Origin of the sequence: Haloarcula argentinensis DSM 12282 (assembly GCA_000336895.1) — an archaeon.
GTDB classification, from domain to species: Archaea; Halobacteriota; Halobacteria; order Halobacteriales; family Haloarculaceae; genus Haloarcula; species Haloarcula argentinensis.
Window position 1 is genome coordinate 42931 of the sequence record AOLX01000005.1, and the last position, 24890, is coordinate 67820.

A 24890-nucleotide genomic window follows, 5' to 3' on the forward strand; every position below is an offset into this window, starting at 1 on the left:
TCACCCACCGACGTAGTGCCAGACGTGCTCGTGGTCGGCAGCCAGATCGACCTGCGGGAGGTCCTCGAGGGCGGGCCCGATAGCGTCCCACCACTCGTCAGCGGTCTTGTAGCCCGCCGGGTGCTCCTGAAACACCTCGGTGATGAGTTTCCCGGCATCGGTATCAGGGTTTTCGCGAAGATATTCGTATGCGGCCCGCAGCGCCGCGCGCCGGTCGTCGAGTACGTCCCCCGTCCCCGGCAGATCCGCATCGGCGATACTGTGCTCGACCGGCGGCTCGCGGTCTTGTTGTGGTTCCGTGCCCGGCCCGACGAGCTGGGAGAACGGGATCCACCAGACTCGACTCCGTGCCCCGACCTTCCGCGTTTCCAGATCTCCTCGTTCCACGAGTACGTCGAGCTTGTTGTGTGCTGTCTTCCGGGAACAGCCGAGTGCGTCCATCACGTCGGTTGCCGTCAACGGCTTCGCCTGATCCACCCGGTCTTGAAACACCGAGAGCACTCGCTCCGGTGTGAACTCTGCCGTGGACGGTGGTGACCCGTCAGCCCGACCATCGTCCGCGGTATTGCTCATACGTAGCCATTACAGTCGTATGTAATAGACTTTTCTGCACTAACCTCTGTTTCGGGAGCAACCGCTCTCTCCGTCTGACGCTCGATATGTCTCAATCACACAGGAAGGCAGTAATGTGACTTCCCAGTAGACGTACCGGCAACGATTGTATTCAACTTCCCTACTGCGGCCCATCGCCGACAGTGATCACGCGCCCGTCGGACCGGTCCACCCATTACTCGGCCGGCTCCGGCGCCGGTACCGACTGCTCGGTCTCTACGACCGCACGCTCTGGCAGTTCGATGTCGGGTTTCCGGCCGACAGTCAGCAGGCGCTCGGTGAGTGTCAACTCCTCCGGACTGGGGCTCGGTTTCTGGACTTCCTCGTAGTCGACGACTACTTGCCCGTCTTCGGCCGTAATGCGCACTGCACAGAGCTGGTAGGAGGGGTAAAACACCGGCGGGAGCAGGCCGATGACACCGTCCCGCCGGTGGAGCCGTTTGAGCCAGGTCCCGGTGTTGACGACTAGCCCACCGTCGACTGACTGCACACTCGGTCGGTGCGTGTGACCGTAGCAGAAGACGACCACGTCGTCTTCCTGTTCGAATACTTCCTGCGCGGCTTCCGTGTACGTCGTCTGGGTATCGACCGTAAGATCGGTCTCGAAGACCCCGAAACGGTTGATCGTCTTCTTGATGTCCCGCCGCAGGAGGTACAACGGTACACCCACGAGCAGGAGGAGCCCGGCCAGAGATGCATTCACGACAAGCAACACCCAGATGGCGGTCCCGACCGTACCGAACTGGCCCAGAAACGACGTTGTCGTTTCGACCGGAGCGGACCAGACGCCGAGGAGGTTCAGCGCCGCCAGAACCGCCAGGATCGCGCTGATGTTGAACAGCAAGAGGAACGGGACCAGTGCGTACCGCAGCAAGGGGTTCATTTCTCGATAAAAGTACTTCGAGAGCATCCACACCGGGACCCGTTCCGTCGGCGTCACCGCCTGCACGTCCTTGAGCCAGTTGTACCGGCCCCGGTCCGAGAGCTGGCCGGCTCGACTCGTCACGAGCGTGTTGTAGTAATAACCGAGCGGCGTCACGTTGGTGTCGCCCCAGTCCTCGATGCGGTTGTTGGGGTCCTGCTGATTGCCGTGTTCGAAGTGGATGGCCGCGTCTCCAACCGGGCGGGTAATCGATTTCGACTGGACGAGAGTGACGTTGTACGCCGCGAACCGCTCCACGTACTCGTCGTAGGCCGCGAGTTCGTGGTCGTGGTTCCCCGGGATCAGGGTTATTTCGATGTTCTCGCCGGTCTTTCGCAGCTGCTCGAACAGCGTCGGGTAGGTTTCTTCGAGGGCGTCGAACTTCTCCAGTCCCGACATCCCGGTAAACTCCCACAGCCCGAACGCGTCACCGTTAATGAGCAACTCGGCGTCCTCGTCGGTGGTCTCTAACCGGGCCAGAAAATCGAGCAGTTCGTCGAGGAACTCCACCTCCTCTAGCTGCTCGTCGCCGCCGATGTGAAGGTCGCTGATGACGTAGTAGACGCGGTCCTCGGCGGGGCCGTCCATTGAATACGGGTTCTTGACCCACAGACAAAGGCGTTGCTCTCCGTGGTATCAAAGCGGGAGAGTGTAGTTTCGACTGTGACTGTCGCTTACAGACAGGCTTTTGTCGGTATCGTGGCCGGCCCGACTACAGTTCGAGCACGGCTCGGAACCGCGCTTCGTTCTCGATCATCTGGCCGTAGGCTTCGTCAACGTCTTCGAGCGGGTACGTCTCTATCTCCGGCGCGATATCGCGGAGCGAACTGAACTCCAGCGTGTCCTGTGAGTCGCGTGCGTGTCCGGAGGCCCAGCCCTCGACAGCGCCACGGTTCTGGACGAGCTGCTGTGCGCTCACTTCAACTGGCTCGCCGGGGACGCCGACGACGACGACAGAGCCATCGACACCGATGCCGCTGACGATGGAACTGATGGCGTCACTCGACGGTGCTGTCGCCAACACGACGTCGGCCCCACCGAGTTCCTGCAGTCGCTGACCGGCATCTGTCTCCGCCGCGTTGATGAAGTGATCGGCTCCCAGCTCTTTCGCCAGCGATTCCTTCTCCGGCGTTCGGGAAATGGCGGCTGTCTCGAAGCCGGCCGCGTGAGCGTACTGGATGCCGAGGTGACCGAGGCCGCCGACGCCCTGCACGGCGACCAAATCACCGACGTTCGCATCGCTGTTCCGTAGCGCGTTGAACGTCGTCACGCCCGCACAGAGCAACGGCGCTGCGGCCGCCGCATCAAGTGACTCCGGAATCTTCGCGAGCGCTTCCGACGGAGCGGTCATGTACTCGGCGTACCCGCCGTCGTAGCTCAGTCCGGTGATTTCGCCGTTCTCACACTGGAGGAAGTTCCCCTGTCGACACTGGTCACACGTCGAACAGTGGCCGCCATGCCAGCCGACGCCGACTCTGTCACCCACCTCCCAGGTGTCGACAGCGTCGCCGACGGCGTCCACATGGCCTGCCACCTCGTGGCCGGGGACCCGCGGATAGGAGACGACCGGGTTGGTCCCTTCTTTCGCGTACACGTCGCTGTGACAGATGCCACAGGCGTCGACCGAGATCCGTACCTCGCCGGGGGCCGGCTCGGGGACCTCTCGTTCGACGACTTCGAAGTCTGCCCCTGCCTCAGGCACGACCGCCGCTTGCATTGTGTCTGACATAGTGATACTTCTGGCTCGACGCGGATAAGCGGCCAGTTAGCAGAGAGCTGTACGGGGTGTCTGTTGGGACATATCCGTACAGAGCGGTGGAGACGGCTTTCGATTCAGGACCGGAGCCGCTGGATGCGCTTCTCCGTCGGCGGATGGGTCGAGAACAGCTTCTCGAACAGCCCTTTATCGGCGTTGAAAATACAGAGAGCGTTCATGCTGTCATCGACTGCTGATTCCCGCCCTTCGGCGCCGCGAGAGATCTTTTCGAGTGCTCGGGCCAGCGGCTCACCGGTACCGATAGCGCGGCGAGCGTCAGCGTCGGCGACGTACTCACGATACCGCGAGATAGCCAGCACGAACACCATGACCAGCGCGTTCGCGAGCGAGGAAGCAACCATTGCCATGAGCCACGAGCCGATATTCCGCTCGCCGCCGAACAGCACCGCGAAGTAGGCGACGTAGCCGACGAGCATCCCGATGGACTGCCCGACGACCATCGTGATGACGTCCCGGTTCTTGATGTGGGCCAGTTCGTGCGCGATGACACCCTCCAGTTCGTCATCATCCAGAAGCTGCATCAGTTCGCTTGACACGACGACGATACCTGCACCCTTCCGGCCGACCGCGAAGGCATTGGGCACGCCCATGTCCATCACCATCAGCCGCGGCTCCTCGATATTCATATCTCTGCAGAGCCGCCGAACCATCTGGTGGACGTAGCCGAACCGCTGGTCGTCCGGCATATCCTCCGCGCCACGGAGCGCCAGCCACTTCCCGAGTTTGTACTGGATCGCTGGAACGACGAGGATTCCGACGAGAAGCACCGGAACGAGCGGCAGGCCTAACAGCACCGACAGGGCCGTGCCGGCGAACACGTAGAACGCGAACAGAATCGCGCCGACGACAAGCATCCGCACCTGTAATCCGAAGTCTGCCATACAGAGTCAACTCCGTCCGGCCGTATAAACCGTCTGGCCGACGATGCCGCTCGCGTCACTGGATTTCGTGCCGGATACGGGCTCAGGGCTTGCGGAGCGCGTAACTCCATCGCCCATGGGTTTCGAGCGTGAGATACGCCAGCCGCCAGTCGCTCTCCGAACAGAACTGGTGGACGGCAGGGATGACGCCGTTCACGATTTTGTAGTCGTCGCCCGTGATGTACCCGTCATCTGCGACTGCCAGCTGGCTCTCTCTGAGTTCGGCCAGCGTGGCCTCGTACTCGTGGGAACTGTTGATATACACCCAGTCGAGCGAGCCAGTGTCGGTCTCACGGAGCACGGTAATCGGCTCAGCGTCCCGCAGACGAACAGTGTCTCCCTGCCCGCTGAAGCGTCGCTTGACAGCCTGTCGATCTTCGTCGCTTTCCCACCGGTCGACCAGCGAGAGCGTTTCCGGCCGTGTGATCCTGCTGATTGACTCGGCGAACGACCCGTCTCCAGTACCGAACTCGGCGACAGTCCCGCTGGTCGGCAGCTGTTCGAGGAGATGCGTCCGATGGGGGAGGATTTCAACGTCTTCAAGCTCTGCTGCCGGGAGCGACTCCGGGACAGCTTGCTTCCGGTCTAGAATGGTCGCCGCTGCGGCTCCCTCTGTCGTGTTGGGCGGAAACGCGGTCTGATAGAGTCCGGTAATCAGCGGGTAGAGGCGGTCCGGACAGGACTCGGTGATAGCGCGTTTCGCCCGCGATAATGACATCCTATTGCCACGATACAACAACGGAGAGTAAAAGCATGCCGACTCCGGTTCTCACTGGGGAGGCGAAAACCTATGCGCTTGGGTCCGAAACGACACCAGCATGTCTTTATCCCGTTTTGTTGGACGGTTCCGTCCCTACTCTGTCCCGATCTGTCTGTTTACTGTGGTAGGCGCTGCCGTGTTGTTGGTGCCGCTGCTGGTTCTCGGGGACGCGACCGGGCGCACATACGCTCTGACCGCGGCGGTTCTCATCGTCGCGATTTCGTCGGTCCTTCCGTATGCCGCCGCTGTCGGCGTTCTAACTGTTCCGTTCTTTTACACCGGACTCGGCAGCTATGCAGCCCCATCGGTCCTGTCAGCAGATGGGGAGCCGCTCGCACTGGCTGGAGTACTCCGGCACGTCGTCGCCGGGATCTCGTATGTCGTTGCAGCCACCGCCGTCGGCGCTGTCGGCATCGGTCTCGATTTCGCGGCTTCGAGTGGTTCGGAGCCGTTTCCAGCGGTGGGCCTCCCGTCGTTTCCAGCACTCGGGTTTCCACCGTTCTTGTTGCTCGGCGGGGTAGTCATCGCCGGTGTCTACGTTATCGTTCAACTGTGGCGGTACGAGAAACCGATTCGGGAGCTGGGTTGGAAGACAGTTTCTGGGACGGTTGTCCTAGGCGCGTTCCTCGCTGTGTCGCCTTTGGTTGCGCTCTGGATTTTCGGGTCGTACGGCTTCTGACTGTCTCTGTCCTGCTACTGATAGCTGGCGTCTCTGCAGACTATCCGATAGTCGGCGCTACCCGCCGCCTCCCAAACGGCTTAAAGGCGCAAGCGACAGTAGCCGATAATGACCCAACAGCAGTCCGCAACAGATGGCGGTCCACGAGCAAGCGGCATGCCGATGCTCGGTCTCGGAACGTGGCAGAACGAGGACGCAGAACAGTGTGCCGAGAGCGTTCGGACGGCACTGGAAGCCGGCTACCGACATATCGACACCGCACAGGCCTACGACAACGAAAGCGCAGTCGGTGACGGTATCGCCGCGGCTGACGTCGACCGCGACGATATCTTCCTGGCGACGAAGGTGTGGATCTCGAATCTCTCACACGACGACGTGATCGAGACGACTGAGGAGAGCCTCGACAAACTCGGCGTCGATTCGGTGGACCTGCTGTACGTCCACTGGGCGGCAGGCGAGTACGAGCCCGAGGAGACGCTCCCGTCGTTCGACGAACTCGTCGACCGCGGCCTGATCGACAACGTCGGCGTCTCGAACTTCGAACCGCACCACGTCGAAACGGCGATGGACGTGCTCGATGCTCCGGTGTTCGCAAATCAGGTCGAGACGCACCCGTTCCTCCAGCAGTCGGAACTCCGAAAGCACGCGGCCGAACAGGACTACGAACTGGTCGCGTACTCGCCGCTGGCACGCGGTGAAGTGTTCGGTCACGATGTCATCGAAGCCATCGCCGACGACCACGACGCGAGCGAAGCGCAGGTCAGCCTCGCATGGCTCCGCGAGAAGGGCGTGACGGCGATCCCGAAAGCCACGAGTGAAGCCCACATCACCGATAACCTGGCGAGCCTCGACCTGTCCCTGACGGACGCCGAAATCGACCGTATCGACGGGATCGATACCGTCGACCGACGCGTCGATCCGGACTGGTCGCCCGCCGCCTGGGACTGAGTCGCTTTCGAGCTTTCCCGGTGGGATTTGCCGATGCGACTGTCGGTCCGTGACACCACGTCTCCCACAGCCCTCTTCACATTTCGACCCGTTGAACAGGTAATGAGATCTTTTCGCTCTAACTGGTGGTCAAACTGACTTGGCCTATGTTGCCCTCCACGTTCACTGACCGTCCCTCACTCCCGGCTCGGTACCGAGACAGCGCGCTGTTTGTCCTGCTCGCGGTATTGTTCGGCGGCTCGTTCGTCGCGATCAAAACCGGGCTCCGTGAGCTTCCGCCGGTGCTGTTTGCCGGCCTCCGGTTCGACCTGGCGGCGGTGACGCTGCTTGGCTACATCGTCGTTACTCGGCCCCGGTCGACGTGGTTACCGCGGACTCGCGGGGACTTCGTTGGAATCGGGATGGCGGCGCTGTTCCTCATCGCGCTCAACAACGGCTTGTTGTTCCTCGGCCAGGGTACGACAACGCCCGCAGCGGCGTCCGTGATGTACGGTCTGAACCCGATACTCGCCCCTGTGTTCGCCTGGTGGCTGCTGGGAGATAGACTCTCGTGGCTCGGTGCGCTCGGTATCGGTATTGCGCTGAGCGGCGTTATCCTCATCGTACAGCCGTCGCCGTCGACGTTCACCGACGCGAGCGCTATCGGGCAACTGCTGGTCCTCGGCGCGGCCGCGGCCGTCGCACTCGGCAGTGTACTCCTCCAGCGTGTCGGCCCGCAGATGGACAGTACACCACTGACTGCGTGGGCGATGGCCGTCGGCGCGGTGCTCCTCCACGTAGCGAGCCTGCTGGTCGGGGAGCCGCCCACAGCCGTAATCGGCATCGGGCCTGAAACGATTGCGAGCATCATCGCTGTGGGTATCCCGTCGACGGCGGTCGCGTACGCCATCTACTTCGGCCTCATCAATCGCATCGGCCCGGTTCGTGCGAATCTGGTCGCGTACGTCGTGCCGATATTCGCCGCACTCATGGGCTGGGTCCTGCTCGGCTCGTCGGTGTCACTGTGGACGCTCGTCGGCTTCCTCGTCGTCGTTGCAGGCTTCGCTCTCATCGAGCGTGTGACAATCCGCATGGAACTGCGCCGGCTTTATCGCCGGTTCAACCAGCCATCGACGTCCCAGCAGACGCCACCGTGTGACGACTGAGCAAGTCGACAGGTGACACAGGCCCGGCCAATCATGTGCGGGCAGCCCCTAGCTGTGACATGGACCCTTCTGACGTGCAGACAGTGTTTGTCGCCGGAGCCAGCGGCGGAACCGGGCGAGCGACGCTCCGACTGCTCAGTTCGCGCGTGCCGACGGTCCGGGCACTGACCAGCACACCGTCGAAGACAGAGGATCTGCAGGCGGCCGGTGCTGACGAGGTTGTCGTCGACGACCTGTTGAATCCGACTGCGTTGACAGAGGCGTTGTCAGATGTCGATGTCGTCCTGAGCGCCGTCGGCTCGACTGTCACGGACGTCTGGTCTCGGGACGAGTACGTCGACGGCACGGGGACGATCAACCTCCTCGATTCGGCCGTCGACGCCGGCGTCGAGGCGTTCGTCATGGAATCCGCTATCGGCGTCGGTGACGAGCCAGCCAGTCCGCTCGCAGCGGCCTTTGACGTCGTCATTCAGCCGATTCAACGCGCAAAGGCGGCGGCCGAAGCCGCGATCCGCGACGCCCCGGTCCGGCACACCATTCTCCGACCGGGCGTGCTCACGAACGGGCCTCGAACTGACACCGTCTCCGTTGCCGAGCCCGGTGCGAAACTCTGGGGGAGTGTTTCGCGGGCTGACGTGGCCCGACTGATGATTGCCTCACCTGTCACGCCGGCGGCCGAGGATCGGACCCTGGAAGTCGTTGCGAAGCCATCGTTCCCGAACCGCGCGCTGGATATCGAGTGGCGGCTTCCCCGGAGTGGGGCGTCGGAGACTGTGCCAGTCGATACTCCAGACGACAGTCCGTAGTGGGAAATCCACCCGTGCACAAATACGGCTCCAGCGTGAAAGGACCCTGATGACTGCTGTGGACCACGCGAACGCCGGCTATCGGCGACTGTACGGGGAGGATGGCCTCTCGTTCGGTCTCGGATTTCCGCTCACGGGCGAACAGGAGTCCACGCCGGATATCGACGCGGAACTCCGGCTCGCAAGCCACGCTGAAGCCGTCGGATTCGACGCGCTCTGGGCGCGAGACGTCCCGACGTACTGGCCACGGTTCGGGGACGCCGGCGGGGCCTTCGACCCGTGGTCGCTGCTGTCCCACGTCGCCGCCCACACCGAGTCAGTCACACTCGGTACTGCAAGCATCGTCCTCCCGCTGCGCCATCCCATCCACGTGGCGAAGTCGGCCGCAACCGTCGACCGGCTCTCCGACGGCAGGCTCGTGCTGGGTGTCGCCTCCGGTGACCGCGACCCGGAGTATCCGGCGTTCGATGTCGACCCCGGGAACCGGGGGCAACTCGTCCGCGAAAGCGTCGACGCGCTCCGCGCACTCTGGCGAGAGGAATACCCGACGCTTGACGGCTCCTGGGGACAGATCGACGGCGAATTGGATGTTCTCCCGAAGCCAACGACGGACACGCTCCCGCTCTTTCCGACAGGTAACGCCAGACAGTCGACGGAGTGGATCGCCGAGAACGGCGACGGCTGGATATTCTATCACCTCCCCGAGTCGACGCTTGAGTCGTACCTCGACACGTGGCGGAGTCACGCTCCCGAGAAACCGTTCACGATTGCCCTTCAGGTCGAGTTTGCTGCTGATCCCACAGCCGAACCCGAACCGCTCCATCAGGGGTATCGGGCCGGTGTCGAGTGGTTCCGGGAGTACTTCCGACGGCTCGAAGACTACGGCCTTGACCACGTCATCGTCGGCCTACGCGCCGCGGAGCCAGAAGCGACGATAACGACCTTCGCCAACGAAATCATCGACGAGCTGTGACGGTCGGTGGGAAGATGTTCGTACGGACAGCTTTCGGTGCGGCTGACCTATCGAATACTGATGACCGACCGGCAGGCGGCCCTCCGCACTTTAGCTGGGGAGCTTACCGATTACGAGCCGATCACCGACGCGTTTCTCGCAAAGAGCTTCACGGACCGGTTACTCATCGTCGACGTCCGGGACGGCGCATCCCTCCCCGCTGCCGTCACTGACAAGCTAGCTGACCGCGACCTGCGCCCGGCCGAGAGCGTGTACAGTGACGACGAGACACCCCACTCCGCTGTCGGTAACGTGGGCGATGCGACACGCCATCATTTCGTCGACGTGCGAACCCGCGGCTCACACCGCTCGTACGTCGTCGAGTGACTTCGGTCATGTTGTCTGGGGTGAGAGACGAACCCGGCCGGGCGTTAGGGGTCGAACTTGCCCTTTTTGAGCCCTTTCCGGACCGGTTCGTGTTCCGCATCGGTCGGCGGCGGTGCGGTCACCAGTAACGCCTCTAGCCGACTGTCCGCGTCCGCTTTGACACCGCGGTCGGTGTCGGCCTCGACGACCACCACGTCGCCCGGCTCGACCATCCGCTCCGTGCCCCCATCACGGACGACACCGGTTCCGGACTGGACGTGTATCGCGACGTCGCTCGCGGGTGCGTGTACTGGAATAAACTGTCCGGGTTCGAAATAGCCACAGACGACTTTCATCCGGTCGTTGCGGAACACTTCGACAGCCGAGAACTGGTCGTCGTCGTATTCCCGGACGGCGTCGAAATCGGTCGCTGTCATCGCTCAGTCCCTCCAAGTTGCGGTATCAACGACTGTGGGTGCATCGTCACACTAAGTCGATACAATTCGCGCCAACTGAGCGGTCCTACTTCTCCTCGCTGTTGATTCATACGAGTGAGTTTGGCCACACCACGGAAAGTGCCGGTCCCGAACGGCTTCGTCCGCAGTGAGACCGTGCCCTGTGGTCGATGGGGGTAGCTCGCTTCCCAACTCACTCTGCGATGTTGGGATATGACTGGTGGCTACCCTGCGACTTTCTGGCGACCAGTTGAGCGGTGGCAGCGGTCGTTCTGTCCGTCGTCATGGTCCGCTCGTCGTAATGCAATACTGTCAGCCCGAGCCCGGCCCTGAGCAGTTCGTTCGAGGCAAACCGGTACCGGTCCCCGGAGGGGCCGCCGTCCACGTCGTCGGTCGTCCTGAGGTGGTGCTGGATGAACAGACAGCCGCCGTCGGCCAGCGCCTCGATGATATCAGGGAGGCGGTCGACGGGGCGATAGAAGCTGATCGTAATGAGGTCGTACGTCGACGTCGAGTACGCGAACGAGTCGAGGTCCGCCTGTATCCACTCGATGTCGTCTTCGAGGCCCGCTTCCCGGGCGTTTTCGCGAGCGATGCGAAGCCCCGCGCGTGATTGGTCGACCGCGTCGACGCGGTACCCGGCCGCTGCGACCGGCAGCGCGTTGCGCCCGGTGCCGGTTGCGATGTCAAGCGCCTGACCCGGCGGGAAGGTCGGCAGGTATCGTTCTAACACCGGATGTGGGTCCGGGCGCTGTGGGTACGTGCCCGCTCGGTATCGTTCATCCCAGGTCGTCATGCCTGCGTTAACCGCCCGCTGAGATATGAAGGCTATGGGCTGTGACACCGCTCTTGCGTTGCTTCCCATTTCCGAGCGTGACAATCTCAACTGACTTATCCCTTCGCCTGTGACCCACATACAAGCTACCAGTTATGGCCAGTCAAACCGGTGTGACCAGGCGGCGGCTGCTCATCGGTCTTGGAAGCGGCCTCGGTCTGCTTGGGGGCGGTGGTGCCTACGTGTACTGGTCGTTACAGGGCGATTCTGGCGGGTACACCTCGCCGCTCTCACACCCTGTCGTTACCACGCGTGGACTCCTCAACACAGCCGAGGGGCCGGCCTTCGAGACTAGTGGTACGTGGGCGTTCGACGATGCGTCGGCGGTGTTCCTGTTCGTCCACGGATTCAGTACCGACGCTGAGAGGGCGCGCGACAACGCCTATACGGCTCAGGTAGCGCTTGACGGAACACGGCCCACACCGGTCGTCGCGTACAGTTGGGAGTCCGACGTCGAATGGGAGCAGGCGAAGACCAACGCCGCGGCGAACAGTACTCCCCTTGCCCAGTGGTTAGTCGAGTGGGCCGAAACCGACGGGCGACCCGTCCACTTGCTCGCGCATTCACTCGGCGCACGGGTGACCGGTGAAACACTTCGCGTGCTTGCAGAGCAAGGGATGACAGACGCGCTCGCCTCGGTATCACTGCTCGGTGGCGCTATTCCCTACGATAGTGTGATTCAGGGTGGCAGATACGGCGACGCTATCGGGGCTGTTGACGTCCCGGTGTCGAACTTCTACAGCCACAACGACAAGGTCCTCTCGTGGGTGTACCGAGCGTCGGACCGGACCCACGCCGTCGGCCACGCTGGGACTCGTGATGCGGGGCCGCTTCCCGGCGGTTATCAAGACGTGAACGTCTCTGATCTCGTTGCCGATCACTACTCGTACTTCGAACCGGGTGAGGGCTGTCTGGCGCGTGTCGTTGCCGAAATCGAGTGATGTGGCTCTGTTTTCTGCTGCTAGTAGAATTATATACGGCGGAAGTGTTGTGCTCCCTATGGGAACCGCTGGCAGGCCAAAGGCTGCGACACACTGGAGCGAGATATGACCCTCTTTACTGCCGTTGTCGTCTTCGTGGTGGGATTGCTCTCGGGTGTCGTCGTCCGGTGGGTCGCCGGTCTCGCTGCCGCGTTCGCGCTCGTTCTGGTACTGTTGGGGGCGACCACACCGGATATCGGTCTGATAAACTTCGTGCTCGAACAGTACTACCAGGGTAACGAGCTGCTGTTTCTTGCCGGACTGTTGTTCGGGCTGGACGCTGAACATACGAGAGATGCCGTTGAGGGTTGACGCCTCGCTCTCGGAGTCGCATTGAACTGCAATCTACAGGCTGAATACCTACCGCAGACGATTGCCTTCCGTCGATTGGGTGTGACATTGTCGTTGTCCCAGACAGGACGCGGCTACGCTTCTGGATAACACAGATATACGAATGGTGGATATCGCTGTCGCACATGAGTGAGTCGGTGGGCGTTCTGAGTAGTGTCTCGACCATCGAAGCCATAGACGGCGGAAAGCCCGAAGAAATTCGACCCTCACATAGCGACCGGTGGTACCTCCCGGGCAGTGTCGTGTACGACCCCGGTTGTCCGGATGTCTGGCGGGGAACGGCGCTATCTCAAAACCAAAGCCGGCGTCACCAATTGTATAGCTATTCGGAACAGCTATTCGGCTATACCAATATCTCGCTTCTTCCCTATCAACAGCTGTATGGCCAAAGCAATGTGTGGGCCCGTCGCACAAAATGTGTTTTAATCCTTCACGAAGTCTATCACGGTGGCCTATCGAGTGTCCCGATGTAACTATGGACTTACAGGAATTTGTCCGCTCCAACGCCCCCGAAGATGGTGGCGATGGCTTCCAGAAAGAGAACAACAGGCTGCTCGACATCCCGCTCGACGGAACGGTGATGGTCAAAGCCGGGTCGATGGTCGCGTACACCGGCGAGGTCACGTTCACTGGCAAGTCCTCGGCGGAAGGCGGCATCACGGGCTTTGTCAAGGAGGCCGTGAGCGGCGAAGGGACGCCAGTCATGGAGGCTGAAGGAAACGGCCATCTCTACGTGGCCGAGAACGGCAAGAAGGTACAGGTGCTGACTCTCGCTGACGGGGAATCGATATCGGTCAACGGGACTGACGTGCTCGCGTTCGACTCAACTATCGACTACGAAATCAATACAGTCGGTAGTCTCTCCGGCATGGCCGCCGGTGGGCTGACGAACGTCTACCTCACCGGCCCCGGCGAAGTCGCACTGACGACACACGGCGACCCACTGGTGATGACGCCGCCGGTGTTCACCGACCCGGATGCGACCGTTGCGTGGAGTTCGAACCTCTCACCGTCTATCGAGATGAACAAGACGTTCGAAATCGGCCAGACTTCCGGGGAATCAATCCAGATGGAGTTCACCGGCGACGACGGCTTCGTCGTCATCCAGCCGAACGAGGAAGGGTCTGTCACACAGAGCCAGAGCTAACGGCCGCTGTGCTGTCACGTCGAAGACACCGAGCGCTTGCGGAGCCGTCCCCGAACGAACGGACGGATCGGTGTGACGCCGAGGTTGAGTCGTTCGATTTCGACGACGTCGAACGACCGGTCCGCGACGAGTCGCGTCCCCGTCTGCCGGGTGAGATGACAACCGCCGGCAAGGCGTTTCCAGAGCGGTGTGAGCGCTGACTGTAGCCCAGCGCGCCATCCGTCGTCGATGACGTGCTCGAAGAAACGCAGTTCGCCGCCGGGTTTGAGTACACGGGTGATTTCATTCATCGCGGATTCGATGTCCGGAATCGTACAGAACACCATCGAGGCGACGACGATGTCGAAGGATTCGTCGTCGTACGGGAGAGCTTCCGCCGGTGACGACTCGATATGGATCGGCGTGGCCTGCGCGGTCGCCTTCTCTGTTGCCTGCCGCCGCATGTGTGGGTCCGGCTCGACAGCGTGAAACTCCGTCGAGGCGGTCGCCACGCTATCGAAATACGGAAACATCGCGCCGGTTCCAGCGCCGAGGTCCAGCACCGTTCCATCCAGATCCGCTACCAGATACTCACGATGTGGCCGTAGGAGGGTCCGTTCGATGAGCGTCGTTGCCGGATCGTAGATCGCTGCAAACAGCGGCGACGAGGGATTCTGACTGGCGTTCGGCTCTGTGGACATAGCAGTAGTACCGGTGGCTCCCCTGAAAGCATTGGTTCACTCGAAGAGTATCACACGCGCTCGCCACCCACTGCTGTCAGTCTCCATCCGCCGACATCTCGACGCCCGCTTCGTCAATATCGACTTTGGCTTCGGTGAGGTTGCTGTCTCGCCACGTTCCGCGTCGATACCAGCCGTAGGCAATGAGCGCCCCTGCGACGTTCGAGACGGCGAACGATATCCAGATGCCGGTTTCGCCGAGCGGCACAGCGGCGAACCACGCAATCGGGAAGCGGATGATCCCGAGCATCAACACCGAGATTGCTGCGGCGGTGAGCGTCTTCCCGGCACCACGGAAGCTCCCGGTGTAGGCCCGCATGATGCCGATGAAGCCGAAGGAAAGCGCGACGTAACGGAGGAACTGCGTCGTGATTTCGACAACCTCGGGGTCCGTCGTGAACAGGTCGGCTATCGGTGCAGCGGTGAACCAGACGAGGACTCCAGCCAGGGTGAGCACGCCGAAAAGCACCGTCGCCGCGAGGCCGGCCGCTTTCGCTGCTCGGTCCGGTTTGTCGGCCCCCATGTTCTGACCGGTCATCGTCTCGACGCCGCGGGCGACTGCGATAGCTGGCAGGAAGACAACCGAGAACACGCGCGTCCCGATGCCGTAGGCGGCGACGACTGTGTCCGGGAACATCGCGACGATGACCAGCAGCAGATTCATCGACAGTGCACGGCCCGTCCCCTCGATGGAGGCGGGCAGGCCAATGCGAACGAGCCGGCGGAGATACGACAGGTCTGGAGCCATATCACGGAGGTGAATCTGGACGCCGCGGTTTCCTCGGAACATGATCGCCAGCCCGACGACCAGCGCCAGCGCCCGCGAAAAGACGGTCGCGATGGCGGCCCCTTCGATCCCGAGCTCGGGGAACGAGACTGTCCCGACGAGCGGCGCGTTTTCGACGACGGTCCAGCCGAATATCAGGAACGGGTCGATGATGATGTTGAGGACTACTGAGCCGAACATGACGAGCATCGGCGTGATCGTGTCGCCGTAGCCCCGCATGAGCGCGACGAAGACGAAGAAGCCGAACATGAACAGCAGGCCCAGCGAAATGACTTCCATGTAGCTGGTCGCCATGGGCAGGACATCTTCTGACGCGCCCATCAGGCTGAGAAACGTATCGACGCCGAGATAGCCCGCGATGCCGAGAACGAACGAGACGATGACGGCGAACGTCACCGTCTGTGAGGCGGCGTACTCAGCGTCGCGCTCCTCGCCCGCACCGGTAAACTGCGCGACGAGGACGCTGCCGGCGACGGATATCCCCATTCCAAGCGAGATGAGGAGAAATACCATCGGGAACGCGAAGCTGATTGCCGCCAGCGCATCAGTGCTGTATTGGCCGAGCCAGAACGTGTCTGCGAGGTTGTACGCGGTCTGGAAGAGATTTGTGATGACAATCGGCATCGAGAGGAAGAACAGCGGCTTCCCGATGCCACCCGACGTGAGGTCGAACTCTTCGGGACCCTTGAACAGAGCACCAACGCGACTTCGAATCCCCATCAGCGGGTCGCCTCCACTGGCGTGTCCGTCAGGAGATGGGTCTCAGCGTATCGCGTAATCGTTTCGTTGAATCTGTCTATCGAACGGTCTGTGGCGACGTGTCGGGTATGGGCACCTGTGATCGCCGTCACGAGGAACTCCGCTGCGACGGCCGGCTTGACCGCGCTATCGAACTCCCCGGTTTCGACGCCGGCCGCGATAATTTCCCGCAACTGGTCAAAGAGAGCAGCATCGAACTTGGCCAGTTGTGTCCGGAAAGCGTCGTTGTACGGGGCCTGTGCCTTTATTTCGAGTAACGCTGTTCTGAACTCCTGACCGGGCGTCCGCCGCCCATCGGTGAGAACTGTATCCAACAGCGAATCGAGTTCTTCCCGCGGCGTGTTCCCGTCTACTCCCGCTATTTTTGCAGTGTATCGTTCGTACAAGAAGTCCAGAAACTCCGCAAAGAGGTTCTCTTTACTGTCGTAGTAGTAGTGAATAGACGCTTTGCTCCGGTCTGCCTCGTCAGCGATGTCCTTGACCGTGAGCGCGGCGTACCCGTGCTGGCAGAGGGCGCGGTACGTCGCCTCGAGAATTTCGGTAGCTGTATCGTCATCCATGGCGGCTGTGACAAAACTTACTAACCGATTAGTCAAAAACGCTTTGAAGTACACAATCTGAGATAAAGGCGATAATTAGATATATTCGGCCGAATTCAGACTTACTAACTAATAATTCAGTCCGTAATAGCATATAGGTCACAACGGTTATCCAACCATGGGCGAAACTGTTAGCCAATGGGTGGACCATCGGACCGCACCTTCTCGGAACAGACCGAGGAGATAATGCAGGCAACCTACCGGGCGTTGCGCGAACATGGGTATGCTGATCTCACAATAAAACGAATCGCGGACGAGTACGGCAAATCGACGGCCGCAGTGCACTACTACTACGACACGAAGGACGACCTTCTTGCGGCCTTTCTCGATTATCTACTGGAGCGGTTCGTCGATTCGATCCACGACGTCGAGACAACGGACCCCGAAGCCCGACTGGAAATATTGCTCGATGAACTGCTCGTCAAACCACAGGAAAACCCTGATCTCTCGGTCGCCTTGCTAGAGATGCGGAGTCAAGCACCGTACAAGGAGGCGTTCAGTGACCGATTCCGCCAGAACGACGAGTACATTCGCTATCTGCTCAAGGCGGTCATCAATCATGGGATCGACGAGGGTGTGTTCACCGACGTCGATGCGGATCACGTTACTCGTTCGCTGCTGACAATCATCGACGGTGCCCGGACCCGCGCCGTGATGCTAGACGATACCGAGGAACTCGAAACGGCCCGGCAGACGGCGAGTGAGTACGCCGACGCCATGTTACAGTAATCGTCCAGTGGTCAACTGTCTTGTAACTGTTTCAGGCCGTCCCGATAACACCAACTGTGGGTTGTCTGAACCTTGATCCCACAGCCAACACAACCTGTTAATCGGAGACCAACCACCGCCACAATAGCCGGGACGTTTGCGAGTGCCTGCAAGGCGAACAGTCTGACTCAAGTAACCTCTTGGAACGCTGGCGCTGTCTCACCTTTGAACTGGGGATACAGCGGCTTCGGGCCGTGGTTGTGGTGATGAATCAACTCCCGGTGTTCGGCTCGTCTACGTCTCGAAGGTTGGCCCGTGTCGCTGCGCGCCGGCCACTCTCAGACGAGTCTACCGGACTGGCGGTATTGGTAATCGCCAAAGCCCAGTAGCGGGAAAAAGAGTGGTCCAATGAACGTGAGTCCGAGCCCGAACCCGATACCCCGACCGTACGCTCTAGCTACGCCAGCGTGAATCTTGTACAACACGTAAATGTTCAGTATAGGGATCAGCAACAACATTAGCCACCACCACGCGTTCCCGCCGATTTGGAGCATGACGTAGAGGTTGTATACCGGAACGATAGCCTTCCAACCTGCGCGGTCGGCTTTCTCGAACACCATCCACATCCCGGCGATATGGATACCGGCAATCAACAGGTTGAACAGGAGCAGTACAATATTACCTGCGCCGCTATTCTGGAGGGGAGCAGCTATCACTGCAAGCGGGGCCATATCGGCGTCTAGCCTGCATACTTTCAAAAAAATGACGACTTATCGTCGCGGCGGAACCGAACTCTGCCGCTGCAAATGCACAGCTAGCAATTGCATCCCGACCGGCCCGCTTGAACACCCGACGGTTACCTATGAATCCACGGTATCGCCGCCTGTAACACTCTGTTCTGCAGGCGGCTGAATGGTCAGGTGGTCCCGCATCGATTCGATGAGAGTCGCCGGTAATCGAATGTCGCCGTCGGAATCCTGCTCAACGCCGAATATTTCCTGAACCTCGCTGCTAATGACAATTGTCTGAAGTTCGCCCGTCGCTGTATCGATCGTAATGTTTTGCAGTGTGCCGACTTCGCGGCCATCGGTACTCACGACCCGGACGTTGGAGAGCTGGTTTGCGAGGACCGTTCGCATACTGGTCAATAATCCCGAAATTACCATAAAATTACTGCATCTTCCTGCGGTATATCGTCTCTTACTACAAACTGGGTGCGTACATGGATGCCATGTGGTCGGCGCCGAAACGGTGTCACAGATATAACCGGTACATTATGACGGACTTGCCGGCATACTGATCGGATCAGCACTACCGTCTTCAAGACGGCTTTAACCTATCGCTGGTGCTTTTTCAGTCCCGGCGTAACCGCTGACTGTATGCCAGCGAATTGCCCTCCATCTGCGACGCGGTACTGGTGGCAGCATCGCTCTCAAACGCACGGACAGTTGCCCGCACCACAGGAGGTGATTCTGTGAGCGTTCGGTCGGTGGCACTGGCCGCAGTGCTTATCGCCGCAGCGGCGACGGGTCCGGGGCTTGCCGCTGCGGAGCAGCAGGCCACGGTCTCAGAGGACAGCCTCCCGCTGCACGCCGCCCAACAACAGGTGGTCACTGGGGAAACCACACTGGAACCTGGGACGGAGATGACAGTCACAATCGTGTCAGAGAACTCGTCGAACCCGTTCGTTTACCGAAGGGAAGCCATAGTACAGCCCAATGGGACGTTTGCTGCCCAGTTCGATCTGTCTCGCCAGCCAGCGAACACATCCTACAACCTATCCGGCTATGTCGACGGCGACATGCTGTTTAACCGTACTGAGACTATCGCCCCGTGCGACGACAACTGTACTGACCCGGAGGCTGCCGCTACGGAGCAGGAACCCACGGTCTCAGAGGACAGCCTCCCGCTGCACGCCGACGAACAACAGGTGGTCACTGGAGAGACCACGCTGGACCCTGGGACGGAGATGACGGTCAGAATCGTGTCAGAGAACGCGTCGAACCCGTTCCTTTACCAAAGGCCGGTCAGAGTGCAACCCAACGGCACCTTCGTCGCCCAGTTCGACATGTCGGACGTGCCAGCGAACACAGCCTACGAACTGTCCGCGCATGTCGACGGCGACACACTGTTTGAACGTACTGAGACCATCGCCCCGTGTGATGGAAACTGTACTGATCCGGTACCGGAGATAGAGACCCCGGAACCGACTGATGATGGCGAAAACGTCGTCGAGGTCTCCCAGGGCGACACCGCCGAAATTCCGGTCTCAATGACTGATGGAGGAACCAAAACGCTCTCCATTGGCAGCGAGGCGGCTAACTACCGGATCAACGCGACCGTCAGTGACGACGACGATGACGGCGAAGTGCTGGTTCTCTTCGATACTGCGGCCGCCGGCACAGACGGAGCGACGCTCAGCGTGGCGGACGACGGTGACTCGCTGACCGTGACCGAATCGGAGCCAGACCTCTCGTCCATGCTCGCCGCCGCTGCGTACTCGTACCGCATGTTCGATGGGCAGTCGACTGACGGGAGACCGACTGTCGGAACGATCGTCATCGAAGCCAACGGGACGACAAGCGAGCAATTCGAGGTTGAGGAGTCGGCCGACTTTGGGCTGGAGGAAACCGTGGTTCAAGGGCGGCAGGGAGAGACTGCTCGAATTCAGATAGCTCTCGCGACCGCTGACGCGGCCACCATTTCTATCGGGAGCCCGGACGTCAACTACGAGATCAATGCGACCGTCCGTGACGGGAACGACGATGATCGTGTCGCCCTCCTGTTTGATACCACGGCGGCCGGCCACGACGAACCCACCCTTGAAACCGCCGCGGACGCCGATGCCGTATCAGTCGAATCCGGTTCGGAAGTCGCCCTCGATTCGCAACTCGCCACGGACACCTACGAGCTGTCACTGTACCGTGGGACTGAGGTGGCCGAGGGGCAGCCCGATACGGTCGGCTCGCTGCGCATCACAGATGGGAAAACCACATTTACAGACGCGTCTTCTGACGGCGTCGATTCAGTTACCGGCGAAACGCCGGCCGCGCAGCAGTCACAGGCTGGGGACTTCGGGGTTGGTGTCGGCGCTCTCGCTGTCGGCGGGATGCTCGCCATCGTTGGCGTAGGCACCGGTCTTCGGTCCGTCATGGACTGACGCCGCGACAGTGGGCTATACGCACGGTTTTTGAGACCATCTCGGGCTTGGCGATCGGGCTACCCTCGTCTGAGACCTGATCTCGTTGCCTTACCCACGGCTGGCATGTTGCGATTTGAGACCGAGTTCTGTGGGTTTTGTCCTCAAATCACCACGGCAGAGCGGTCCTTCCTATGACAGCGGTTCGCCAGAGTCACTCGTCAGTCAGTAGCGCAGCGATACCGAGAACGGTGATGCAGAGACAGAAAAACAGCACGCCCGGCTCGACGACTTCGAACACGAACCATGCGAGCGTGCTGGTTCCACTGACTGGCCCTGCATGCGGACTTGCGGGGGCCAGAACCTCGGATCCGGCGGTTGCGTCCGCCAGCCTTTCTGCGCCCCACTGGATGAAGAGACTCGCAAAGCCGATGAGTCCTATTCCTGTAATAACGTTGTTCATCGATTGCTGGATGCGCGGCGCAAGGTCGTGGTCGCCGACCAGCACAATTGGGTCGCTCGCCGGGCCGTACACGGTCATCTCGTTGCCCTTCGAGGAGTACACCGTCTCGACCGGCTCGATGAGGTCTGCGTCTTTGAGGTTCGAAACGTGGTAGTGGACGTTCTGGACCGACGTGTCACATCGGTCCGCTATCTCGGACGGCGTTCCGGGCTCGTCGTACAGCGTACGGAACAGGGACCGACTGGTGTCCGAGGCGAGCGCATCGAGCACGTCGTCGGTTTCGTTCTCCGCAACATCGAGTACCCGCGGTGATTCATCGGCAGTCCCAGTCCGTTCCTGTATCCGTTCGATGAGGCTCGACATAGCGTCACTGTCGGATACGTAATACGGGATCCATCAAAGCCCTGTGGCTGACTTAAAACTAGATTTAACCGTCGGTGCGGTTTTGTGCACTCCGGACTGCATGGACTGGACGGACCGCCCCGTGGCCGGTCTCGTTGTCGAGTCTCGGTCGTCCCACGTCTCTCGTGGTCTGTTCCAGCAGGCGTTCTGTTTCGCGGGGTGATAGCGACTCGTTCGCCTCTAGCATCAGGGCCGCGGTTCCACCGACGTACGGGACTGCAGCCGAAGAGCCGACGAAGCCGTCAGGTGCGGCAGCGGCGAACTGCCTGTCTGGAGCCACGATGTCGACACCGGTCCGTCCATCGACTGTCGGGCCACGGGAACTGAACGGTTCAAGCCGTTCGACACGGCTGTTGTATGCCCCGACAGTAATGACTTCGCGGGCCGTCCCTGGAGCGACAATGCTGTTTCGAGCTGATGTGTGCTGGAGGTCGTGTGTCGGTGAGACAAGCCGTAACCGTGCACCAGTCGGCGACGCGGGCCCACGAATCACGAGATAGTAGTCACCGGGCCTGACGTCGGCAACGATTCGCTCGTTTGGTACGTCGTCGCCGCGATAGGGCTGTGAGCGGGCGACGAGACGGGAATCGGTTCCGTTCGTTCGATACAGCTCGACTGTGTACTCCTCGTCTGCATGGCCCCGGTCCCACGAGAGCCAGACCGTGATTTCGGTCCCGCCCCGGATGTAATTCTGCCTGCTCCTGTTGGTAAAATCGATTGTCCGGTTTTGGACGGTTTCGGTGGTGTACTGTCCTGACCAGTGGGATTGTGCGAGATTCCCGGCTGGGGCGACGAACACTGACCCACGCTCTGCCGCTCGCGTCGCACTCCGAGCGACTGGTCCGGTTCCATCGCCGGGCTGTCCGTAGAAGGAAACGGGTGCGACGATAACGTCGACGTCCTCTCGAACGAGCCAGTCAACTGCCTGCCGATAACTGTTGACGCTGTCGACCCGGGCGAGATAGAGGGCGGCGTCCGGTGCGGTCCGCGACACGACAGCGGCCGTCGCGGTTCCGTGTGCCTCCCGGGTATCATCTACGGACCCACCGCCGAAGCTCCGTGTTTCGGAGACCTGTCCGGCAATCGTTTCTGACTCTGTGTCGAATCCGGTCGGATCGACGATGCCGACCGAGACGTTCGAACCTGTAACCCCGGCCGCGTGGAGACGTTCGAACCGGCCGGCTGATCCGTCTGACACTGATACTGATGCGGTATCGGCCCTATTTGGGCGGGGGTCCGTCGGCCCCGTCACTGCGAGCAGTGCGATGCTACCGGTGAGTGACACGATTGCGACGACGGCCAGTAGCAGTACAGTCCGATCACGCACTGCTGACCACCTGCCGCGATACGACCACCGGAACGTAGAGCGACGGGCTCTCAACGAACATAGGGTGAGTATCGAACGCTGTACCGAGACGTTCGGCGACTCGGGCATACGTAGCGCGGAATACGTCGTTTGTAAAAACCGACACACGTACATTCACATAGGAACAGTCTACCCAGCGGACACGTCGTTTCATCGTTACTTTCAGTCTGTGTGATGTGGCAAGACCCGACTGTAGGACCAACGGACTCTGATTCGAGCAATCGACAACGGGGTGGGCGGGTTGTGCCCGTTGTCGTGTGGACAACCGGACCGGGATGGATTCCGATTCGGGGAAACCGGCGGCACATGGGGAGGGCGCTGGCAGCCGGGAACCGTCTCAGGCGGTCGCCGGCGTTTGAAACGTCGGACGGGAGCATACTAAAACTATCAAAGACTAAAAACTGGTTTTAAATCTCAATGCATTTGGGTTGTAGCCAACTCACACATCTCGGTACTAGTCGCCGACGGGTTTGTACCGGACTTCGAGATGAAAGATAATTTTGGGTCGCCCATCGGATTCCAACTGGATGTTGCGCCCTGACATTGGCCTGCCGAGATTCAGCGGCGGGCCGTTGGTTCCCGTTGTAACGTACCTCCTGGTAATTGTCGTCCTCTCCGGACTGGTGACCATCTCCCCCGGCGCATCGCCACCGCCCGTCCTGGGAATGATCTGGGGTGTCTTCCTCGTCGCACTCACGGTTGGGACGCTCAGAATAGAGACCGTCTCACCGCGTTCTCTGCTCCCGTCTGTTCGCACACTGGGCCCCGTGATCGGGTTGGTAACCGTGTTCTGGGGACTGTACAACCTTGCTGCGGTCGCTCTCGCGATGGGTGGCATCTCCGGGTTCGAAGCCTCGCTGTCGAGAACCGCTGCCCACCCGCTGCTGTATCTCGCGGCGCTTTTCAGTTCACTTCTGTTCACCGCGATCCCGGAAGAGTTCCTCTTCCGTACGTACCTCCAGCAGAAGTTCACGCGGTTGGCCGGTGAGACGACTCGTCGCACAGTGTTGTCCGGTATCGGCGTCGCTGCGGTCCTGTTCGCCCTGTTTCACCTCCCGCGGTGGTTTCTCGCATCGGGGCATGGCGTTAGCTCCGGGCTTGCAGTCAGGCTCCTCGGACTGGCGCTCATGGGTCTTGCCTACGGGAGCGTGTACGCGCTCTCGGGGAACCTCTGGCTCGTCGCGCTGTTCCATGCATCGATGAATCACCCGCCGTTCCTCGTCAAGGTGACCGTCCCATCTGAGCTACATCTGGTGGTCAGCGTGCTCGAATACACTATCATGGTTACGCTGGTCTACCTGACTGTTCGGGTGGTAGAACCTGTTGAGACGCCGCATATCTGGTCACAAGGTAACAACCACGCCTCAACCGGGGACTGACTGCTCTCTCTGTCTGTGAGGATGGGCCGGATCGTACTACGTGTCCGATTCTGTGGCTAAGTGGAAACCAACGGTGACAGGTGGGGAGAAACTGGGCTTTATTTTCGCTTCGGACAGAAACGTACCCATGGATCTACAGACGGAAACTTGGACTGATATGGCGGACGTGGAGACGAATCTGGCGCTGCTCCCCGTCGGGAGCACGGAGCAACATGGGCCACACGCACCGCTCGGAACGGACACGCTCGACGCCGAGGCAGTCGCCGAACGCGGTGCCGAGCGCTACGACGCCACAGTCGTCGTCGCACCGGCAGTCCCCGTCGGCGTCGCCGAAGAGCACCGGGCTTTTTCCGGGACGCTGTGGACCTCGGAATCAACGTTTCGGTCCTACGTCCGTGACATCGTCGGTAGTCTCGCCAGCCACGGCTGGGACCACGTGGTGCTGGTCAACGGCCACGGCGGCAACATTGACGCGTTGCGTGAAGTGTCGGGCACGATAGTCCGACACGACGAGGCCTTCGCCGTCCCGTTCACGTGGTTCAACGCGGTCGGCGACCACAGCGCCGACATGGGCCACGGCGGGCCGCTGGAGACTTCGCTCCTCCAGCACACGAATCCCGAAATAGTCCACGAGGACCGACTGGACGAGGCCGCTGACGGTACCAGCGACGGCTGGGGGGAGTGGCAAAGCGGCGTCAATCTCGCGTTCGATTCCGACGAGTTCACCGAGAACGGCGTCGTTGGCGACCCCCGCGAAGGCAGCGCCGAACGTGGGGAGACGCTGCTGGAGCTGGCGACCGACGCGCTCGTCGACCTCCTCGATGAAATCGCGGATCGGCCGGCCGGACCGCGTGAGTGAGAGTTGTGGTAAAAGCGGTTATATTCTATTGAAAATACGCTATCTGGATACTTCT

At 60.9% G+C, this 24890-nt stretch carries 27 protein-coding genes; 13 read left to right on the forward strand and 14 right to left on the reverse strand.

Features of this window, described 5'->3' with window-relative positions; translation table 11 throughout:
• The 5 genes from C443_RS00905 to C443_RS00925 form a co-directional block, all read right to left on the reverse strand.
• Window positions 1-573, reverse strand: coding sequence for a helix-turn-helix transcriptional regulator (locus C443_RS00905; RefSeq protein WP_005532906.1), 573 nt, complete (start codon window positions 571-573; stop codon window positions 1-3).
• Window positions 574-787: 214 nt separating this feature from the next.
• Window positions 788-2122 carry a metallophosphoesterase gene (locus tag C443_RS00910; protein WP_005532908.1) on the reverse strand — a complete coding sequence of 445 codons (1335 nt, stop codon included), beginning with the start codon at window positions 2120-2122 and terminating at the stop codon, window positions 788-790.
• A gap of 124 nt (window positions 2123-2246) precedes the next feature.
• Complete coding sequence (locus tag C443_RS00915; RefSeq protein WP_005532909.1) at window positions 2247-3251, reverse strand: alcohol dehydrogenase; 1005 nt, start codon at window positions 3249-3251, stop codon at window positions 2247-2249.
• Between the two features lie 116 nt (window positions 3252-3367).
• Window positions 3368-4192, reverse strand: coding sequence for a M48 family metallopeptidase (locus C443_RS00920; protein WP_005532911.1), 825 nt, complete (start codon window positions 4190-4192; stop codon window positions 3368-3370).
• Between the two features lie 82 nt (window positions 4193-4274).
• Complete coding sequence (locus C443_RS00925) at window positions 4275-4949, reverse strand: class I SAM-dependent methyltransferase (RefSeq protein WP_005532913.1); 675 nt, start codon at window positions 4947-4949, stop codon at window positions 4275-4277.
• Between the two features lie 100 nt (window positions 4950-5049).
• Between C443_RS00925 and C443_RS00930 the strand changes: the two genes are divergently transcribed.
• The 6 genes from C443_RS00930 to C443_RS00955 all read left to right on the forward strand — a co-directional run bounded on the left by C443_RS00930 (window position 5050) and on the right by C443_RS00955 (window position 9908).
• Window positions 5050-5670 carry a hypothetical protein gene (locus C443_RS00930; RefSeq protein ID WP_317175910.1) on the forward strand — a complete coding sequence of 207 codons (621 nt, stop codon included), beginning with the start codon at window positions 5050-5052 and terminating at the stop codon, window positions 5668-5670.
• 156 nt (window positions 5671-5826) lie between these two features.
• On the forward strand, window positions 5827-6618 hold the full coding sequence (locus tag C443_RS00935) for an aldo/keto reductase (RefSeq protein WP_005532916.1): 792 nt from the start codon (window positions 5827-5829) through the stop codon (window positions 6616-6618).
• A gap of 146 nt (window positions 6619-6764) precedes the next feature.
• On the forward strand, window positions 6765-7763 hold the full coding sequence (locus C443_RS00940; protein ID WP_005532917.1) for a DMT family transporter: 999 nt from the start codon (window positions 6765-6767) through the stop codon (window positions 7761-7763).
• A gap of 59 nt (window positions 7764-7822) precedes the next feature.
• A complete protein-coding gene (locus C443_RS00945) occupies window positions 7823-8569 on the forward strand; it encodes an NAD(P)-binding oxidoreductase (protein ID WP_005532918.1) in 747 nt (248 codons plus the stop codon).
• 49 nt (window positions 8570-8618) lie between these two features.
• Window positions 8619-9542: an LLM class oxidoreductase gene (locus tag C443_RS00950; RefSeq protein WP_005532919.1), complete on the forward strand. Its 924-nt coding sequence runs from the start codon at window positions 8619-8621 to the stop codon at window positions 9540-9542.
• Window positions 9543-9602: 60 nt separating this feature from the next.
• Window positions 9603-9908: a hypothetical protein gene (locus C443_RS00955; protein WP_005532920.1), complete on the forward strand. Its 306-nt coding sequence runs from the start codon at window positions 9603-9605 to the stop codon at window positions 9906-9908.
• A 44-nt stretch (window positions 9909-9952) separates the two neighbouring features.
• On the opposite strand, the gene C443_RS00960 is transcribed toward C443_RS00955, so the two are convergent.
• Window positions 9953-10324, reverse strand: coding sequence for a cupin domain-containing protein (locus tag C443_RS00960; RefSeq protein ID WP_005532921.1), 372 nt, complete (start codon window positions 10322-10324; stop codon window positions 9953-9955).
• Window positions 10325-10535: 211 nt separating this feature from the next.
• The gene (locus tag C443_RS00965; RefSeq protein WP_005532922.1) at window positions 10536-11138 is read right to left on the reverse strand and encodes a class I SAM-dependent methyltransferase; all 603 of its coding nucleotides are present in this window, start codon (window positions 11136-11138) and stop codon (window positions 10536-10538) included.
• Between the two features lie 134 nt (window positions 11139-11272).
• Between C443_RS00965 and C443_RS00970 the strand changes: the two genes are divergently transcribed.
• From C443_RS00970 to C443_RS00980, 3 genes are all read left to right on the forward strand, one after another.
• Window positions 11273-12118 (forward strand): DUF726 domain-containing protein, encoded by an 846-nt coding sequence (locus C443_RS00970; RefSeq protein WP_005532923.1) that lies wholly within the window; start codon window positions 11273-11275, stop codon window positions 12116-12118.
• Between the two features lie 105 nt (window positions 12119-12223).
• Entirely contained in the window at window positions 12224-12469 is a 246-nt protein-coding gene (locus C443_RS00975; RefSeq protein ID WP_005532924.1) for a hypothetical protein, read from the forward strand.
• 514 nt (window positions 12470-12983) lie between these two features.
• The gene (locus C443_RS00980) at window positions 12984-13655 is read left to right on the forward strand and encodes an AIM24 family protein (protein ID WP_005532925.1); all 672 of its coding nucleotides are present in this window, start codon (window positions 12984-12986) and stop codon (window positions 13653-13655) included.
• Between the two features lie 14 nt (window positions 13656-13669).
• Here C443_RS00980 and C443_RS00985 read toward each other — a convergent pair whose 3' ends face one another.
• The 3 genes from C443_RS00985 to C443_RS00995 form a co-directional block, all read right to left on the reverse strand.
• Window positions 13670-14335: a class I SAM-dependent methyltransferase gene (locus tag C443_RS00985; RefSeq protein ID WP_005532926.1), complete on the reverse strand. Its 666-nt coding sequence runs from the start codon at window positions 14333-14335 to the stop codon at window positions 13670-13672.
• Window positions 14336-14411: 76 nt separating this feature from the next.
• Window positions 14412-15881: an MATE family efflux transporter gene (locus tag C443_RS00990; protein ID WP_005532928.1), complete on the reverse strand. Its 1470-nt coding sequence runs from the start codon at window positions 15879-15881 to the stop codon at window positions 14412-14414.
• Complete coding sequence (locus C443_RS00995) at window positions 15881-16480, reverse strand: TetR/AcrR family transcriptional regulator (RefSeq protein WP_005532930.1); 600 nt, start codon at window positions 16478-16480, stop codon at window positions 15881-15883. Before C443_RS00995 ends, C443_RS00990 begins: the two co-directional genes overlap by 1 nt.
• 177 nt (window positions 16481-16657) lie before the next feature.
• Between C443_RS00995 and C443_RS01000 the strand changes: the two genes are divergently transcribed.
• Entirely contained in the window at window positions 16658-17248 is a 591-nt protein-coding gene (locus C443_RS01000; protein WP_005532932.1) for a TetR/AcrR family transcriptional regulator, read from the forward strand.
• 317 nt (window positions 17249-17565) lie between these two features.
• Here the strand turns inward: C443_RS01000 and C443_RS01005 are convergent, their stop codons facing one another.
• On the reverse strand, window positions 17566-17958 hold the full coding sequence (locus tag C443_RS01005) for a DUF5684 domain-containing protein (RefSeq protein ID WP_005532933.1): 393 nt from the start codon (window positions 17956-17958) through the stop codon (window positions 17566-17568).
• A gap of 129 nt (window positions 17959-18087) precedes the next feature.
• Window positions 18088-18366, reverse strand: a complete 279-nt coding sequence (locus tag C443_RS01010; protein WP_005532935.1) for a PRC-barrel domain-containing protein — start codon at window positions 18364-18366, stop codon at window positions 18088-18090.
• A gap of 335 nt (window positions 18367-18701) precedes the next feature.
• Between C443_RS01010 and C443_RS01015 the strand changes: the two genes are divergently transcribed.
• A complete protein-coding gene (locus tag C443_RS01015; protein ID WP_311241337.1) occupies window positions 18702-20387 on the forward strand; it encodes a BGTF surface domain-containing protein in 1686 nt (561 codons plus the stop codon).
• Between the two features lie 193 nt (window positions 20388-20580).
• Here the strand turns inward: C443_RS01015 and C443_RS01020 are convergent, their stop codons facing one another.
• Both C443_RS01020 and C443_RS01025 read right to left on the reverse strand, forming a co-directional pair.
• On the reverse strand, window positions 20581-21192 hold the full coding sequence (locus C443_RS01020) for an ArsR/SmtB family transcription factor (protein WP_005532940.1): 612 nt from the start codon (window positions 21190-21192) through the stop codon (window positions 20581-20583).
• Between the two features lie 64 nt (window positions 21193-21256).
• Window positions 21257-22558 (reverse strand): S8 family serine peptidase, encoded by a 1302-nt coding sequence (locus C443_RS01025; protein ID WP_005532941.1) that lies wholly within the window; start codon window positions 22556-22558, stop codon window positions 21257-21259.
• Between the two features lie 566 nt (window positions 22559-23124).
• On the opposite strand from C443_RS01025, the gene C443_RS01030 reads away from it, so the two are divergent.
• Entirely contained in the window at window positions 23125-23976 is an 852-nt protein-coding gene (locus C443_RS01030; RefSeq protein WP_049943806.1) for a CPBP family glutamic-type intramembrane protease, read from the forward strand.
• Window positions 23977-24103: 127 nt separating this feature from the next.
• The gene (locus tag C443_RS01035; protein ID WP_005532946.1) at window positions 24104-24835 is read left to right on the forward strand and encodes a creatininase family protein; all 732 of its coding nucleotides are present in this window, start codon (window positions 24104-24106) and stop codon (window positions 24833-24835) included.
• Window positions 24836-24890: the final 55 nt, after the last annotated feature.